Origin of the sequence: Sphingobacterium sp. BN32, from assembly GCF_030503615.1 — a bacterium.
Taxonomy (GTDB): Bacteria; Bacteroidota; Bacteroidia; order Sphingobacteriales; family Sphingobacteriaceae; genus Sphingobacterium.
The window spans coordinates 2,677,885-2,694,579 of sequence record NZ_CP129963.1; the positions used below are offsets into that span (position 1 = coordinate 2,677,885).

The 16,695-nt window shown below is 42.5% G+C and carries 14 protein-coding genes; 10 read left to right on the forward strand and 4 right to left on the reverse strand.

The annotated features are described in order from the left end of the window. The first annotated feature begins 26 nt into the window (after nucleotides 1-26). From mreC to rodA, 4 genes are read left to right on the forward strand one after another with little or no spacing between them, the layout of a single operon-like run. Nucleotides 27-863, forward strand: coding sequence for a rod shape-determining protein MreC (mreC, locus tag QYC40_RS11310; protein ID WP_301990351.1), 837 nt, complete (start codon nucleotides 27-29; stop codon nucleotides 861-863). Continuing rightward, nucleotides 856-1,383 (forward strand): rod shape-determining protein MreD, encoded by a 528-nt coding sequence (locus QYC40_RS11315; RefSeq protein ID WP_301990352.1) that lies wholly within the window; start codon nucleotides 856-858, stop codon nucleotides 1,381-1,383. Before mreC ends, QYC40_RS11315 begins: the two co-directional genes overlap by 8 nt. 23 nt (nucleotides 1,384-1,406) lie before the next feature. After that, entirely contained in the window at nucleotides 1,407-3,398 is a 1,992-nt protein-coding gene (gene mrdA, locus QYC40_RS11320) for a penicillin-binding protein 2 (RefSeq protein ID WP_301990353.1), read from the forward strand. Next, complete coding sequence (gene rodA / locus QYC40_RS11325; RefSeq protein WP_301990354.1) at nucleotides 3,391-4,665, forward strand: rod shape-determining protein RodA; 1,275 nt, start codon at nucleotides 3,391-3,393, stop codon at nucleotides 4,663-4,665. Before mrdA ends, rodA begins: the two co-directional genes overlap by 8 nt. Here the strand turns inward: rodA and QYC40_RS11330 are convergent. Genes QYC40_RS11330 through QYC40_RS11340 form a run of 3 tightly spaced genes read right to left on the reverse strand, consistent with a single transcriptional unit; the run spans nucleotide 4,662 to nucleotide 6,981 of the window. Further along, nucleotides 4,662-5,516: a nucleoside phosphorylase gene (locus tag QYC40_RS11330; RefSeq protein ID WP_301990355.1), complete on the reverse strand. Its 855-nt coding sequence runs from the start codon at nucleotides 5,514-5,516 to the stop codon at nucleotides 4,662-4,664. The genes rodA and QYC40_RS11330 overlap by 4 nt on opposite strands. Further along, a complete protein-coding gene (locus QYC40_RS11335; RefSeq protein WP_301990356.1) occupies nucleotides 5,513-6,130 on the reverse strand; it encodes a YigZ family protein in 618 nt (205 codons plus the stop codon). The genes QYC40_RS11330 and QYC40_RS11335 overlap by 4 nt, the downstream gene beginning before the upstream one ends. Next, nucleotides 6,127-6,981 carry an EamA/RhaT family transporter gene (locus tag QYC40_RS11340; protein WP_301990357.1) on the reverse strand — a complete coding sequence of 285 codons (855 nt, stop codon included), beginning with the start codon at nucleotides 6,979-6,981 and terminating at the stop codon, nucleotides 6,127-6,129. Before QYC40_RS11340 ends, QYC40_RS11335 begins: the two co-directional genes overlap by 4 nt. Before the next feature lie 630 nt (nucleotides 6,982-7,611). Between QYC40_RS11340 and QYC40_RS11345 the strand changes: the two genes are divergently transcribed. From QYC40_RS11345 to QYC40_RS11365, 5 genes are all read left to right on the forward strand, one after another. Further along, nucleotides 7,612-8,442, forward strand: a complete 831-nt coding sequence (locus QYC40_RS11345; RefSeq protein ID WP_149526769.1) for a prephenate dehydratase — start codon at nucleotides 7,612-7,614, stop codon at nucleotides 8,440-8,442. Between the two features lie 37 nt (nucleotides 8,443-8,479). Continuing rightward, nucleotides 8,480-9,586 carry a chorismate mutase gene (locus QYC40_RS11350; RefSeq protein ID WP_301990358.1) on the forward strand — a complete coding sequence of 369 codons (1,107 nt, stop codon included), beginning with the start codon at nucleotides 8,480-8,482 and terminating at the stop codon, nucleotides 9,584-9,586. Further along, a complete protein-coding gene (aroA, locus tag QYC40_RS11355; RefSeq protein ID WP_301990359.1) occupies nucleotides 9,586-10,836 on the forward strand; it encodes a 3-phosphoshikimate 1-carboxyvinyltransferase in 1,251 nt (416 codons plus the stop codon). Before QYC40_RS11350 ends, aroA begins: the two co-directional genes overlap by 1 nt. Nucleotides 10,837-10,906: 70 nt before the next feature. Further along, nucleotides 10,907-12,001 carry a chorismate synthase gene (gene aroC, locus QYC40_RS11360; RefSeq protein ID WP_301990360.1) on the forward strand — a complete coding sequence of 365 codons (1,095 nt, stop codon included), beginning with the start codon at nucleotides 10,907-10,909 and terminating at the stop codon, nucleotides 11,999-12,001. Next, nucleotides 11,976-12,848 carry an ROK family protein gene (locus QYC40_RS11365; protein WP_301990361.1) on the forward strand — a complete coding sequence of 291 codons (873 nt, stop codon included), beginning with the start codon at nucleotides 11,976-11,978 and terminating at the stop codon, nucleotides 12,846-12,848. The genes aroC and QYC40_RS11365 overlap by 26 nt, the downstream gene beginning before the upstream one ends. Before the next feature lie 466 nt (nucleotides 12,849-13,314). On the opposite strand, the gene QYC40_RS11370 is transcribed toward QYC40_RS11365, so the two are convergent. After that, nucleotides 13,315-15,735, reverse strand: coding sequence for a thiamine pyrophosphate-dependent enzyme (locus QYC40_RS11370; RefSeq protein WP_301990362.1), 2,421 nt, complete (start codon nucleotides 15,733-15,735; stop codon nucleotides 13,315-13,317). 138 nt (nucleotides 15,736-15,873) lie between these two features. On the opposite strand from QYC40_RS11370, the gene QYC40_RS11375 reads away from it, so the two are divergent. Further along, nucleotides 15,874-16,611, forward strand: a complete 738-nt coding sequence (locus QYC40_RS11375) for a hypothetical protein (RefSeq protein WP_301990363.1) — start codon at nucleotides 15,874-15,876, stop codon at nucleotides 16,609-16,611. Nucleotides 16,612-16,695 lie beyond the last annotated feature (84 nt).

The following is a 16,695-nucleotide window of genomic DNA, read 5'->3' on the forward strand; positions in this document are numbered from 1 at the left end:
CGCGTAGCTATTAAAAGACAACAAGAATGAAAAACCTTTGGCTTTTCTTGGTTAGATACAATGCCTTCTTCTGGTTTGTACTCTTCTTTACTGTTGCTTTAATCTTGGTTGTTCAAAATAATCGCTATCAACGTTCGTCTTTTGTAAACTCTTCGAATGTCGTTGTGGGGTCTTTCTACGACAAGTTAAACTCCTGGAAGAGCTATTTGGCATTGGATGAAGCGAACAAGAATTTAGCACAGGAGAACGCATTATTACGTCAGCAACTACAGAACTACATCTTAAAGGACACTGTCGATTCCATTTCATTACAAGATTCTATTGAAGAAAACCGTTATCAATTTGTAATGGGTGAAGTCGTGAACAACAGTATCCATCAAAAGAGTAATTTCATTACGATCAATAAGGGAGCACTCGATGGTGTTCAGAAAGGCCTGGGTGTTATTACATCGAACGGTGTGGTCGGTATTGTATTAAATGTATCACCACATTTTAGCACTATACAATCCCTATTGCATCCAGACACGCGTATTTCAGTGACATTAGACACGACCAATGTGTTTGGTGCCTTAGTGTGGGGAAATAATGTAGATCCAAAGTATGCGATGGTAAAGGATATCCCGAACCACGTAAAAGTTCAAAAGGGACAAAAGATCTACACATCAGGTTTCTCTTTATTCCCTAAAGGGATTGAGATTGGCACGGTCGAGGAGACCGGTATACAATCTGGTGAAAGCTTTTTAGATGTGCGAATTAAATTAAGAACGAACTTCAGCAATCTCAACCATGTTTATGTGGTGAAGGATCTGCTGGAAAATGAAAAGAATCAGTTAGAGGAGCTGACGGAAGACAACAATGGGTAAAGTGTTTATATTCAATATCGTTCGTTTCATTGTATTGATTGCAATGCAGGTTGTTCTGTTCAAGAACATTGGATATTATAATCTTGCAACGCCATTTCCTTATATTCTTATTATCTTTTTGTTACCAATCGGTACTCCTAATTTTATCTTATATCTGATTGCATTTCTGACCGGATTAACGGTCGATGCCTTTTATGACTCCATAGGGGTGCATGCGGCGGCTTCAGTTGCTTTAGTGTGGTTCAGAACATTCTTCTTTAACATTACCCTAGATGTCGATGTTCAGGGCTCCTTTGAGACCCCATCATTGGGCATAATGGGAAATAAGTGGTTTTTTTCTTATATTTCCATAGGTACTTTAATTCATCACATCGTATTGTTGCACGTGGAATATTTCAGTTTTAACAACTACCTGAGTACTTTATTCAGCATTTTGTTAAGTTCTTTATTCACCATTTTGCTGATCATCCTGATGAGTTTATTGTTCTACAAAAGGAAATCGCGCTTATTAGGTAATTAACATTTGTTACGGTCATTTCATTCATGAATAATAGTTTCTTTAACCGTAAATTCGTCATTCAAGGAATCTTCATAACCATTGCATTGGTTATAGTCGCAAGGCTCTTCTATCTGCAAATTATCGACGACCGGTATCTGCTATCGGCTAACAATAACGTGATGCGGAAGGTCATTGTATACCCTGCTCGTGGTGTTATTTTAGATCGCGACGGACAGGTCCTTGTTCAAAACGAGCCGGTATATGATATCATGGTAACTCCGAGAGAGGTCAAGGATATCGACACCCTATTGCTTTGCAATCTTTTAAATATCGATACAGCCGATTTCAATACACGCATGAAGAAAGCAAAGGCGCATTCACCCTATCGCGCTTCGCAGTTTATGAAACAGGTCAGCTCGATAACCTTCGCCAAGTTTCAGGAACATCTATATAAGTTCAGAGGATTCTATTACCAAAACCGTACGGTTAGAAGCTATCCAGACAGTATTGCTGCGCAGTTCCTCGGGTACATCCAAGAGGTCAACGAGCGCGATATCGAAAAATCAGATGGCTTTTACCGCCCTGGAGACTATATCGGAGCTTCCGGTGTAGAAAGAGCCTACGAGGATCTTTTGCGTGGCAAACGCGGCGTAAAGAACCAAATGGTCGATGCATTGAACAGACCGAAGGGAAGCTTTATGGAAGGAAAATACGATACGGTCGCTGTTACAGGCGATGGGCTAGTATCATCCTTAGATAAAGACCTGCAAGTATTAGCAGAGAAAATGATGAAGAACAAGCTGGGATCGGTCGTAGCTATTGAGCCTTCAACGGGCGAAATCTTGACCTTCGTCAGTAGTCCTTCCTACAACCCGAACATGATGGTCGGTCGCGACTTGGGCAATAACTATATGAAGTTGCTCAACGACGAGACGAAGCCTATGTTTATCCGTCCGATACAGGCCTCCTACCCTCCAGGCTCTGTGTTTAAAGTTGTCGCCGCACTGACCGGACAACAAGCAGGTGTCATCAATGAGCAGTCGGTTTTTTATTGTCCTGGTGGTTATCGCTATGGAGGTGGTCGCGCGATAATGCGCTGTACCCACGTCGATGGTGCTACAGGATTGGTGAAATCCATCAAAATGTCCTGTAACACATACTACGGTTATGTTTATGCCAAGATGATTGATTCCAGAGGGATGAGTGGACCGAAAGCATATGACCTTTGGCGTGATGCGCTAGGTAAGTTTGGCTTAGGTCATCGCTTAGGAATTGACCTCCCAGGAGAAAAACCCGGACTGGTTCCTACTTCAGACTTTTATACAAAGCGCTATGGCAACGGGTCTTGGCGTTCAGGATATAACATCTCCCTGTCCATCGGACAAGGTGAGCTAGGTATTACGCCGTTGCAAATGGCGAATATTATGGCAATTGTTGCCAACCGAGGATTCTATTATCGTCCGCACTTGATTAAAGGAATCGGAGAGAAAAAGATCATCAAAGAAGAGTTTACTGAAAAGATATTTGCTGGTGTTGATGCCAAGTATTACGAACCGGTGATCGAAGGTATGAGCCAGGCAGTCAATCAGGGCGGTACAGGTGCAGCCTCACGTATTCCGGGGATAGAGATGTGCGGAAAGACAGGAACAGTACAGAACCCGCACGGTGAAAACCATGCTGTATTCTTTGCTTTTGCCCCTCGTCATAATCCGAAGATCGCTATCGCTGTTTTCGTGGAAAATGCGGGCTATGGTGGTACTTGGGCGGCTCCGATCGCATCGATGCTCGTTGAGAAGTACTTAAAAGATACCATCACCCTGCCGAAGTATATCCAAGACCGCGTTTATAATGCTAATCTTCTTCCGAAGCCAAAGAAACCGAAGGAAACGGAAGTGAAAAAAGACAGCACGAAAAACCCGAAGGATAGCACAAAAAATAAAACGACAGCACCCTTAAAATCTGCAGCACGAGATCCGAAAAAAGAACAGGGCGCAGTATTAGTACATCATAGCCAAGTGAGAAGAACACATGAATAGCCTTCAAGAAAAAAGTTTTTTCGGACGAATTGACTGGATAACCATCTTATTATGGTTCACCTTATGTCTTATTGGATGGTTTAACATTCATGCTGCGGTCTACGACCCTGAGAATCCTGGGCTTTTCAACCTGGCAACGAACTATGGCAAGCAGTCGATCTATATCTTTACGGCATTGATCATCGGGATCTGTATCCTTATTATCGATTCCCGCTTCTTTATGTCCTCTGCACCGATAATCTATTTTATTGTTGTATTGCTCTTAATTGCCGTATTGGTAGTTGGAAGAAACGTCGGAGGTAATCAAGCTTGGATTCCATTGGGAAGCTTCCGTCTTCAGCCCTCGGAGTTTGGAAAACTCGCCACCTGTTTAACGCTGGCCTATTATCTCAGCAATCAGACTAATAAAAATCCAAATTTAAAAACCCTATTCGTTGGGGCATGTATTGTCTTATTTCCCGTGGCTTTAGTTATGCTACAGCCCGATACCGGTTCTGCACTAGCATTCTTCTCGCTAACCTTTGTATTCTATCGTGAAGGTTATTTGAGCACGGGATTCTTGATTATTGGAGGTTTAGCAATCTTCTTGTTCGTGATGGCGCTGTTGATCAACCAATGGATCATCATTGGATGCATTGCTTTAATCTGTGGTTTCTTTGCCTTTACCATGCGGAAAAAGCGCAAGAATGTCATCAACATGGCTATCCTATTTGCAGCTTCATCGGTCTACGTATTATGTGTTGACTTCGCCTACGAGAAAATCTTACAGCCTCACCAAAGAAATCGTATCGATATCGTCTTAGGAAAAATCGACGATCCAAGAGGTCAGGGTTATAACTTAAATCAATCGAAAATCGCAATTGGATCCGGACAGTTATTCGGAAAAGGATACCTTCAGGGCACTCAAACAAAATACAACTTCGTACCGGAACAAAGTACCGACTTTATTTTCTGTACCATCGGTGAGGAATGGGGATTCGTCGGGTCCGTCGTATTGATAGCCATTTACTTGACCTTGCTGCTGCGCATTGTAAATATCGCCGAACGACAGCGAACGGCCTTCGCCAGGATCTACGCCTATGGCGTGGCCTCCATCCTATTCTTCCACTTCTTTATCAATATCGGCATGACCATAGGGATAGTGCCGGTGATCGGGATTCCATTGCCTTTCATTAGCTATGGAGGTTCCTCGTTATGGTCATTTACAATCTTATTGTTTATTCTATTGCGATTCGATTCCTCAAGAAAAGGAACCGTCGGGATCTAGATACGATCTAGTACCATCTTGATTGCTTTGTCGATAATCTCCTGCGGATTTTCACAGAATGCCTCTTGAACCCGACTCGCCAAAATAGCATTGATCGAAATCGCATGATGCCCGAGCATATTGCTCAGCGCATAGATTCCCGCTGTTTCCATCTCCAGATTGGTGATCTTTCTTTGGCCGACGGTAAACTGATTCGCGTGCTTAATTAATTGTGGATAGGAATTGTTTGTTCTTAAAGAACGGCCCTGAGGGCCATAGAAGCCCGGCGCCGTCATCGTGACACCCTTAGGCATATCAAATGCGAATTTCGCTAAGAGCTTCTCCGAAGCATGTCCTATGTAAGGTTTAAACGTGAGGTCTTCGAAACTAGCAATAACCGCCTTTTGAATATCCGTTTCAGTTTCGGTATAGGGCTTCTTATAATACTGCATCAGGGTGTCAAAACCAATGGCATATTCACTGGCCAAAACTGTTCCAATGGCGATATTTCCTTGAATGGAACCAGAAGTCCCTATCCGGATAATATCTAAGGACTTGATCTCCTCCTTCAGCGTCTTGGTTTCAAAATCAATATTAACCAAAGCATCCAGTTCATTTAAAACGATATCGATATTATCTGTACCAATCCCTGTCGAGATTACCGTAATTCGCTTATCGCCAATAAAGCCTGTATGCGTAATGAATTCACGCTTACCTTTTCTAACTTCAATATTATCGAAATACTTAGATACTTCTGCAACACGATCAGGATCTCCGACGAAGATAACCGTGTCTGCAATGTCCTCAGGTTTTAAATTAAGATGGTAGATGCTCCCATCCGCATTGATAATCAGTTCAGAATCGTTAATCATATGGTCCGTAAATAGTCTACTTCAATCCCCTCGATGGTCTCGAATTTTCCGACCACCTCGTTTACCTGTAATTTACGCATTTCTACATGAATTGTACAGGATGTATCAAAGTTTTGACTAAGTACCTTTAGGTCATATTCCTTCACGATTTTCATCACATCGTTCATCTGCAGATAATCAAAATGAACGGCATAGACGTCGTTTACTGTTCGCTCCACAACTTCTGCAACGTCTATTGCTTCCTGTGTCGCTGTTTTATAGGCATTGATCAAGCCCGGCACGCCTAAAAGCGTACCTCCAAAATAACGCACCACGACGACCAATACATTCGTGATATCCTGTGAAAGTAGCACATTTAATATCGGGCGTCCCGCCGTACCGGAAGGTTCGCCATCATCATTGACACGGAAGATACTGCGATCGGGCGTAAGGCGATATGCCCAGCAATGATGTCGAGCTTTGGGATGCTCGGCTTTCAATTGCGCAATAATCTCTTTTAATTTATTCTCATCCCGGAAAGGATAAGCGTAGGCGATAAATTTACTTCCTTTATCTCTAAAAATTCCGTCTGCGGGTTCCGCAATGGTTCTATAGGTATCGTCGAATAAACTCACAGCAATGCTATTAATAATACGGATATGATCGCCAAAAGTACCCCAATTTTATTGTAATTGCTAAGTTTTTCTCGAAACAGCAGGACTCCAACGAGTGCTCCAACCGAGATTACACCAATATTCATCGCTGTAAAAACTAAAGACGGATTCTCCGGCAATGCCTTATGCGCCTTCATATAAAAGACGATGTTTCCAAAATTAAACAAACCCAGGACTGCACCATAGGCAACAGAACGAGCATCGAAAGGTTGTTTCTTTATAAATAAGAGATAACCTAAAAATAACAGGGCAAACGCCAATGCCAATACAAACACGATCCATAAGGACGACATGTAGGTAATGCCTGCTAATAAGGCAATCTGTTTGAAAAGAATATCGATAATTCCCATCCCTACGAAGACCATTAATGGAAATATCCAATAATTCCGCTCATTGCTCGTGTTCTGCTTATTCCACCCGATGGAGAATACGATGGCAAGCAAACCTACCCCGATCCCGATCAGGTTTTTGGGAACTATCTTCTCACCCATAAACAGAAAAGCCGCCAGCAAGGGAATAAAAAGGGAAAGCCTTTGAGCAACCTCTGTTTTCACAATCCCACCAAATCGAATAGACATCGCGATACAAATAAAGATAGTAGGCAACAGCAAGCCAAGGGGTATATAAAGGTGCCATGGAAGCGAACTGTTCCAACCAATAAGCTCCGGTTTTAAAACGAAATAGGTCATCAACAGCGCGACCGGATAATTCCATACCAACAACTGAAGATAATTTATCCCCTTTTCGCGTGCAACCTTAATGATAACTGCAACAGTTACCGAACAAAAGACAGATATTAAAACATACAACATATGAACAAGACGCTATTGTAAAATCAGACCAATTTATGGCCGAACAAAGATATCTAAATCAATTTGCTAGACACGATTAAGAGACGAATATTTCAAAAACTAGATGTTTCAACACGAAATAAAGCGTTTTTTGGATAAAAAATTTAATAAAATACTGCATATTTCTAAACTAAAAAACACCAATTTTTACACGTTTTTTTAATTAAAAAATTGAACGATTTTTCATACATAAAAAATAGTAAGCAATTTTTATATCTATCTAATTACAAATACTTTACATATTCTCCAACAGTTCAAACAACCATATTTCATATATTTTCAGTGTAAAAACAACGTGTTTTTGATGCAATTATACCGCATTTTTAAGGCATAAAAACACGAATTATTTAGTGTTTAAAACGAATTATTTCACATTTTTTTTAAAAATATTTTGCACTTAACAATATTACCTCTATATTTGAGCCATAACATTAAGGGAATGAACACAAAGAATACATATACTTATTTCTGGCACTTTTATTTTAGCGATAAGAGTAGGGACTAGTATGTAGTATATGGAAAGATATATTTAGAGGTCCCAAAGTAATTTGGGACCTCTTTTTTTTGATTTAATACCGAATAAAAAACAACATGAGTGAAAAGATAAAGATTGCTATCCAAGGAGTTAAAGCCTCCTTCCACGAAGAAGCTGCCTACAAATATTTCGGCAGGGATATCGAAACTTTAGAATGTGAGTCTTTCAAAAAGACTTGCGAACTGCTAAAACAAGGCAAAGCTGACTACGTGGTCATGGCAATCGAAAACTCAATTGCGGGAAGCATTCTTCCCAACTACAACCTCCTTCGCGACTACAGATTTCATATCATCGGCGAAGTGCATTTAAACATTCAGCAGCACTTATTAGCATTGCCGGGCACTAAATTAAGCGATATCAAATTCGTCGAGTCCCACCCTATTGCTATCCGCCAATGTGACGAATTCCTAAGCGAGCACCCAGACTGGACCATCAAAGAAGGAATGGATACGGCGGCATGTGCGAAAAAGATCGTTGAAGAGAAATTAACGAATACGGCGGCGATTGCTAGCGAAGCTGCAGCCAAAGTATATGGACTGGAAATCATCGAGAAACGAATAGAAACCAACAAGAAAAATTCAACACGCTTTCTCATTCTTTCCAATGAGGTACAGGAGATCAAAAATGCGAACAAAGCATCGCTATCCTTCCAAACCTCGCACGCTATCGGTGCATTAGCTGCTGTATTGCAATGCTTCGCAGAGCAAAATGTCAACCTTAGCAAAATCCAATCGATGCCTGTTGTAGGTCGTCGCAATGAATACGACTTCTATGTAGACGTAGAATGGAAAAAACAAGCAGACTATGATGCTGCCATCCGTAAAGTATTGAAACATACGGTCAACTTCAGTATCATGGGCGAATACCTGAAAAACGAAAAAATCTAAATCTAATTAAATAAGTAACAACACAAACGCAAATAAGATGAAACACTCATTAGACATTCTTCCTTTGAATTCATGGATTGAAATTGGAGACAAACCTTTAATCATCGCAGGACCTTGTAGCGCAGAAACGGAAGAACAATTAGTTTCTACTGCTCATTTATTAGCCAACACGGGCAAAGTCAATGTACTTCGTGCAGGTATTTGGAAACCTCGTACTCGTCCAGGCGAATTCGAAGGTATCGGCAGTATCGGTTTGGAGTGGATGAAACGTGCGAAAGAAGAAACCGGCTTATTAACGGCAACGGAAGTAGCAACGGCAAAACATGTGGAAGAAGCACTTGCTGCTGGTATCGACATCCTTTGGGTTGGTGCACGTTCAACGGCAAACCCGTTCACGGTTCAAGAAATTGCTGATGCATTGCAGGGCGTAGATGTTCCGGTATTAGTTAAAAACCCGGTAAACCCTGACCTTTCTTTATGGATCGGTGCTTTGGAGCGTATTAACCGCGCCGGTATTAAAAAATTAGCGGCTATCCATCGTGGGTTCTCATCTTATGAAAAAACGGCGTTCCGTAATGAGCCAATGTGGGATCTTGCTATTCAATTAAAAACTATCGCTCCTGATCTTCCGATCATCAACGACCCTAGCCATATCTGTGGTAACCGTGAGCTTATCCCTTACGTAACACAAAAAGCAATGGATATGGATATGCAAGGTTTGATCATCGAGTCGCATATTGACCCATCTGTGGCATGGACAGACGCGAAACAACAAGTAACGCCTGCAGCTTTGTCGGATTTATTAGATTCTATCTCCGTGCGTAAGCCTGAGTCTGACAACCCTGCTTTCGAAGATAAATTATCAGAACTACGTGGTCAAATCGATAAACTTGACGACCAAATCATCAAACAAATCGGCGATAGAATGAAGATTGCTGAGAAAATTGGTGAGTTCAAAAGAGATAATAATGTAACTATCCTTCAGGTTAGTCGTTGGGATGAAATCGTTCAAAAACGCGTTTCTCTTGCAAAAGCATTAAACTTAGGCGAAGAATTTACAGTGAAATTCTTAGAGTTATTGCACAATGAGTCAATCCGCAAACAAAACGAAATCATGAACGCTAAATCTGTTGCGGAGGCATAATGACAACAGAGAAATTGATATTATCACATCAATCAAAAACTATTAGAGGCACGGTTCAACTTACTGGCTCCAAGTCAGAGAGCAACCGTGCTCTTATTATCCGCGCTTTGAGCGAGGGTATCGTCAAAGTAGAAAATCTCTCCGAAGCCGCTGATACCGTTACATTGGAAGCAGCGCTGGAAATCGCAAAGACAGGATCTGAAGAGTTTAAGACTATTGACATCGGACCGGCAGGCACCGCCATGCGCTTCTTAACATCCTACTTAAACCTAGTAAAAGGCAACTTTATACTAACGGGAACCGAGCGCATGCAGCAGCGTCCGATCGGCATCCTTGTCGATGCGTTGAAAACCATCGGTGCTGATATACATTACGAGAAGAAAGCGGGCTTTCCACCTCTGAAAATCGAAGGGGGTATGTTCCAAAACAAAGAGCAGGTCGCTATACAAGGAAATATATCGAGCCAATACATCTCTTCGCTCCTATTGATTGCTTCCTCCTTGAAGAAAGGTTTGACGATCAATATCGAAGGTGAACTGACATCGAGACCCTATGTGACGATGACGCTCGAAATGCTGAAAGAAGCCAGGATACAATACGATTTTCAGGAACAAAGCATTGCGATCGAGAAGCAGGATTTCCAACCCGCTACCATTTATGTGGAACCGGACTGGAGTGCCGCATCCTATTGGTATGCCATGGTCGCTTTGGCACAGGAAGCTCATATTGTGCTCCCGGGATTGAAACAGCATAGCTTGCAAGGGGACTTTGCCATCACCGACATCATGACGCACTTTGGTGTGACTTCGACCTTTGAGAAAGACGGCTTGCATTTACGTAAATCAGGTCTGATTTCTAAAAAATCTTTATTCGATTTCAAAGAATGCCCTGATCTCGCACAAACGGTAGTGGTTGTTGCCGCTGCATTGCGGAAAGATACCTCGTTCACGGGCCTTGAAACTTTAAAAATCAAAGAAACGGACCGCATCCTGGCTTTACAGCAAGAGATCGGCAAGTTCGGTGCAGAATTAATTGCTGACGGTGAGGTTTATCACCTCAAGACGGGCAAGGTATTCGAGCCGGAACAAATCAGTATCGCAACGTATGAAGATCATCGCATGGCTATGGCCTTCGCACCGCTTGCGTTAGTTTTCGATCAAATAACTATAGAAGAACCGGAAGTGGTGGAGAAATCATACCCTTCGTTCTGGAAACACCTTGCTGAGCAGGGTTTTAAAATCGTGGAATAAGGCATATTATTCCACGATTTACACCTTTTTATTACGTTCAATTTTTTATATTTACGAGCATTTACAAATTATGGCAGGAAACACTTTCGGGGATATTTTCAAGATCAGCACTTTCGGCGAATCACATGGTGCAGCAATCGGCGTTATACTAGATGGCTGTCCGCCTTTGGTCGAAATTGATGAAGAATTTATTCAATCTGAACTCGACAAACGCCGACCAGGACAATCGAAGATTACGACCCAACGCAAGGAAAGTGATACTGCACAGATTCTATCTGGCGTATTTGAAGGCAAATCTACAGGCACGCCAATAGCCATTGTTATTTCTAACGAGGACCAACGATCGAAGGACTATTCGCATATCCAAGACAAGTTCCGCCCCTCTCACGCAGACTATACTTACCAAACGAAGTATGGCATACGTGATTATCGCGGCGGTGGCCGCTCCTCGGCGAGAGAAACTGCAGCACGCGTTGCTGCTGGCGCTATTGCCAAGCTTTTCCTAAAACAACGTGGCATTGAAATATTTGCGCACGTTTCTGGCGTAGGAAAACTCGAAGCACCGAATTTGGACAGCTCGGATTTGACACAACTTTTAGCACGTCGCGAAAGCAATATCGTGCGTTGTGCTGACCCAGCTACAGCGGCTGAAATGACGGAATTTATCGATCAAGTACGCAAGAATGGCGACACGGTAGGTGGTAGAATCAATACGATCATCCGCAATGTCCCGGTAGGTCTTGGCGAACCGGTTTTCGATAAATTGCACGCCGATTTAGCCAAAGCCATGATGAGCATCAATGCGGTACACGGATTCGAATACGGCTCGGGCTTCGACGGATCGCAAATGCTAGGATCAGAACACAACGATATATTTGTAAATCAGGATTCGAAAATTAAAACATTAACCAATTTTTCAGGAGGCATTCAAGGCGGTATTTCCAATGGTATGGATATCACCTTCAAAACAGCTTTCAAACCTGTTGCAACCATCATGAGAGATCAAGCAACGATCAATGAGCAAGGCGACGACACAACAATATCTGGCAAAGGTCGTCACGACCCATGTGTTGTTCCGCGTGCGGTAATCATTGTCGAAGCTATGGCTGCATTGGTAATCGCTGACCACCTCTTAAAATATGAAGCTTATCATAATGCCAAGTAACGAACTTATCCTTTCTTGCGATATTGGCGGAACACACATTACCTCCGCCATTGTCGACAGTAGTAACTGGACAATCTTAGAAGAAACTATCACCCGCTCGCATGTAAATTCGAAAGCAGATGCTAAATCGATTTTACAAGAATGGACGAACAACATGAAGGCCTGTTTATCCAGAATCGATAACCCTGTTCAGGCCATCGGTATTGCTGCTCCCGGCCCATTCGATTATGAAAACGGCATCCCCTTGATGAAAGGACAATCCAAATACGACGAGCTTTATCAGATGCCGGTAACAGAACCCATCAAAGAACTTATCGGAAACGAAAACCTTGATATATTATATATCAACGATGCCGCTGCTTTCTTGCAAGGCGAAGTATATGGTTGTGGTTTAGAAAATGAAGATTGCATCTTAGGAATCACCTTAGGAACAGGATTAGGATCCGCCGTATGGAATAACGGCGAAAAAGCCTTTGATGCCGACCTATGGAACAGCCCCTACCAAGACGACATCTTTGAAGAATACTTAGTAACACGCTGGTTTATCAAGCGGTTCAAAGAACTGACCGGGCTTGAAGAGTCAGGTCTTCGTGAGATTCTGGAGAAGCATGCAGAGCGTGCTGAAACCAAACAACTGCTAGCAGAATATCGCGACCAGCTGCTCGACTTCCTTTTATTCTTCAGCAAGAAATACAATTGCCATCAATTTATTATTGGCGGAAACATCAGTAAGGCATGGGACAAAATATTTCCAGATAAGCGTCTATTGAGCCATTATAAAATCGAAATAGGCAAATTCCAAGAACAGGCAGCCATTATCGGAGCTGCGAGCCTATTCAATAACTAAAATCCTTTTCAGAAAAAATTAAAATAAACGAGCTGCATTGATACCATCATCTGCAGCTCGCTTTGTTATTCGATAGGAAGAGCTCCGGACTCAAAGCAGAGACAGCCTTTCTTTAAGCCTATCAAACCCAATGCATAGCCCTTTCCAAGCGGCTCTGAATTGGGTTTACATTGGGTTTGAAAGGGCTTTACAATGGGTTTGACTAAAAGAAGGGTTGATTTTGTCTTCTATCTGGTCTGAACCCAGAAAGGAAGGATTTAAGGATTATCAGGATCTGGTCTAACGAATAGACACTTACCACTTCCTACTATGAAGATGAGTAAGATCCCGCCGCTCTTTAAATCCTTCCTTTCCTGGCTCGAGACAAACTCTCCCTTTCTTTTCTGGTTTGAAACGAAACCAGACAATTTCTAACAAAAAAAAGCTGTCTTTTCAGACAGCTTCTCATTTTTACAATTTATTTATTTTATGAAAATAATGGCGGGTACTCGTTTGGCCGGCTTTCCGTCATAATCTTGTAGGCAGCTTCTACAACATCGTCAACCGCTGGTTTGGTGAAATAATCACCGTCAGAACCATATGGAGGGCGATGTGCTTTTGCTGTCAAAGTTCTAGGTTGGCTATCTAAGAGATAGTATCCACCCTGAACTTCCAGAATCTCGTGTAATATATAAGATGATGCACCTCCAGGGAAGTCTTCATCTACGATGAGCAATCTATTTGTTTTTTCTAAGGATGCTTTGCAGAGATGATCCTGATCGAATGGCGCTAAACACTGCGCATCGACGATCTCGATGGATATACCCAGTTTCTCTAGTTCCAAGGCTGCTTCCTGCACGATACGCAAGGTTGAGCCATAAGATACCACCGTAATGTCCGAACCCTCACGGAGCAGCTCTGCTTTTCCGATTGGAACGGTAAATTCACCTACGTTATGCGGCATCTTTTCTTTCAAACGGTAGCCGTTCAAGCATTCTACAACCAACGCAGGTTCATCCGCATTCAATAGCGTATTGTACATTCCGGCCGCTTGAGTCATATTTCTCGGCACGCAGATGTGCATGCCTCGAAGTCCTCCCAAAAGCACCGACATCGGTGATCCGGAGTGCCAAATACCTTCTAAACGGTGACCACGCGTGCGCACGATCAAAGGCGCTCTTTGACGACCCTTTGTTCTATAGCTTAGACTGGCGAGATCATCGCTCAATACCGGCATCGCGTAGATCAGATAATCTAGATACTGTATCTCAGCAATCGGGCGGAACCCACGTATAGCAAGACCTAAGCCTTTACCAATGATTGCAGACTCGCGTATCCCTGTATCGAAAATCCGCTGCGATCCAAACTCATCCTGCAGGCCGGCAAAACCTTGATTGACATCGCCGATTTTACCTACGTCTTCTCCAAAAGCAATTAATCGGGCATCGCGTTCGAAGTTTGCTCTAAAGCAAGCGTTCAACACTTCACGACCATCTACAATCGGCGACTTATCGTCGATCTCGGCGTCGATCTTCTGAACCTTCAGTGGCGAGTATTTGGTATCAGTAAATAACTTATCGTTGAAGCGGCTGTGATTTACTCGCTGCTTCTCTTGGTACCAGGCTAATAATTCGGCTTTCCCTTCGAGCTCGATGCCTCTCAGATCGCGAATAACGCGTCGGATATTGACATATACCTCTTTTAAGGATAAGTCCGATATAGACAATAAGGTCTTTAAAGGCAATTCCACCGCATGGTGATTTAGCTTTTCTAATAAGGCGATGCCTTCATCTAAATCTACCTGTAAAGTTTTTCGGTAATCAGACCAAGCCCTCTTTTGTTCCTGACGAACAAAATCTTTCATTTCCGACTCGATTTCCTTTAACTCTTCATCGCTCGCTAGGCCGGATTCGAGCAACCAGTCGCGCATGCGCTGATTACAATCGAACTCGGTTTCCCAGTTCAATCGATCTTGATCTTTATATCGTTCGTGCGAGCCCGAGGTTGAATGTCCTTGTGGCTGCGTAATATCTGTTACATGAACTATGCAGGGTTGATGCTGCGTTCGTGCAAATTCTGCTGCTTTCTCATAAACTTCACAAAGTCCGGCATAATCCCAGCCTTTGACACGGAAGATTTCATAGCCTGCCCCCGCTTCATCACGCTGGAACCCACGAAGGACCGATGAAATATCGCCTTTGGTGGTCTGCACCTCATTTGGAACGGAAATACCATAACCATCATCCCAAATGGAGATAACAACAGGAATCTGTTTTACGCCTGCGGCATTAACGGTTTCCCAGAATACCCCTTCGGAGGTCGCTGCATTACCGATTGTACAAAAGACAACTTCTTCCCCATCTTTGGAGAATTTCGCCTTGTGCGAAAGATTTGGATTATCCTTATAAAGTTTGGATGCAAGGCCTAGCCCAAGAATACGCGCCATCTGCCCTCCTGTGGTGGAGATATCCGAGACCGTATTATATTGTTGGGTTTGATCAATCCATTCGCCGTCATCATCCACTAAGGGCATTGCGAAATGGGCAACCATTTGGCGGCCTGCAGAGGATGTATCGGCTTCAATAGTAGGATTTGCATACAGTTGAGAAAAGAAATGGTAGACAGTGCTTATGTTTAAAGCAAATGCCAATGTTTGATCTCTGTAATATCCGGAACGCCAGTCTCCAGGTTTGAACACCTTAGCTAAAGCGATTTGCGCGAGTTCTTTTCCATCACCAAAAATACCAAATTTAGCCTTACCAGTAAGGACTTCTTTCCTTCCTAGTAGACTAACAAAACGGCTTTGTACAGCTAGTTTATAATCGGCAATCAGCAATTCGCGGAACTCTTCGTAGCTCATTTTAGCTGAGTTAAACTGCACTGGTCGTGTCGTATTTGTTTCTGACATCTATGCGTTTGTTTTTTAACAAAAGTAAGCATTTTAACCCGTTTATCTTACCCTATTTCCGGGAAAACAGAGGAAAGTTGACTTGTTGGTCGTTCTTTTATCCAATAATCACTACTTTTAGCCGTATTTTAATTTTATATGAGCACGATACATTTTTTTGATGCTAACGGAGGCGCAGGAAATTTAGGCGATTTAGAAAAAACAATCGTCTTAAATAAATTAATGGAAACAGAATTAGCGGAAAGAGATTCGAAATGGATTGCAGATTTCCTTCGAGTGATTGACGAGGCTAACCTTAAGGTTGGCGATCCGGAAATCATGATGAGCAATGACGGCTTCCCTTATTTTAACCTGAGAACGATTGAAGAGGGAGAGAACTTCCAGGCCTTCGTGATCAAGCAAAAGCTACCGACAATTTTAGGTAATGGTTTCGGTGTATCCATCAATGCACATAAACCGAACCCGGACTGGATCTTCACCTATGGCGATTTATCCAATCTGCAAATCAATAATGAGTTTTATACAGACGAGCATCTCTTTTCTAAAAACACTGGAAATTTTGCATTAGGCAAAGACGAGCAAGTTTTGGTGGGACAGCCATCCGAAGCGATACTTCCAGCTTTTGTACGTCAGCAATTACGCGAATACTTACAATATAACGGTGTCAAAATGCCGAAGATTATGCTGATTGCCAGAAATTATGAAGACGAAGCGAACGTGACGCAAGACTTAGTAATCAACGTTACTCCGAAGAATTTTGCAAATGAAAAGGAATACGAACAAGCGATGAATAGCATCTCTTGGTTCCTACCAAGACACTATTCGATTGTCGGAATGGATGAAAATGCAATCCCTTCGGGATTTGAGTTATTATAAGAATAAATGATTTGCCGAGGATGGGGCACTCTTCCCATCTTGGCAGATCTAAGAAGACATATCTACCAAAAAAGATTGTTAATA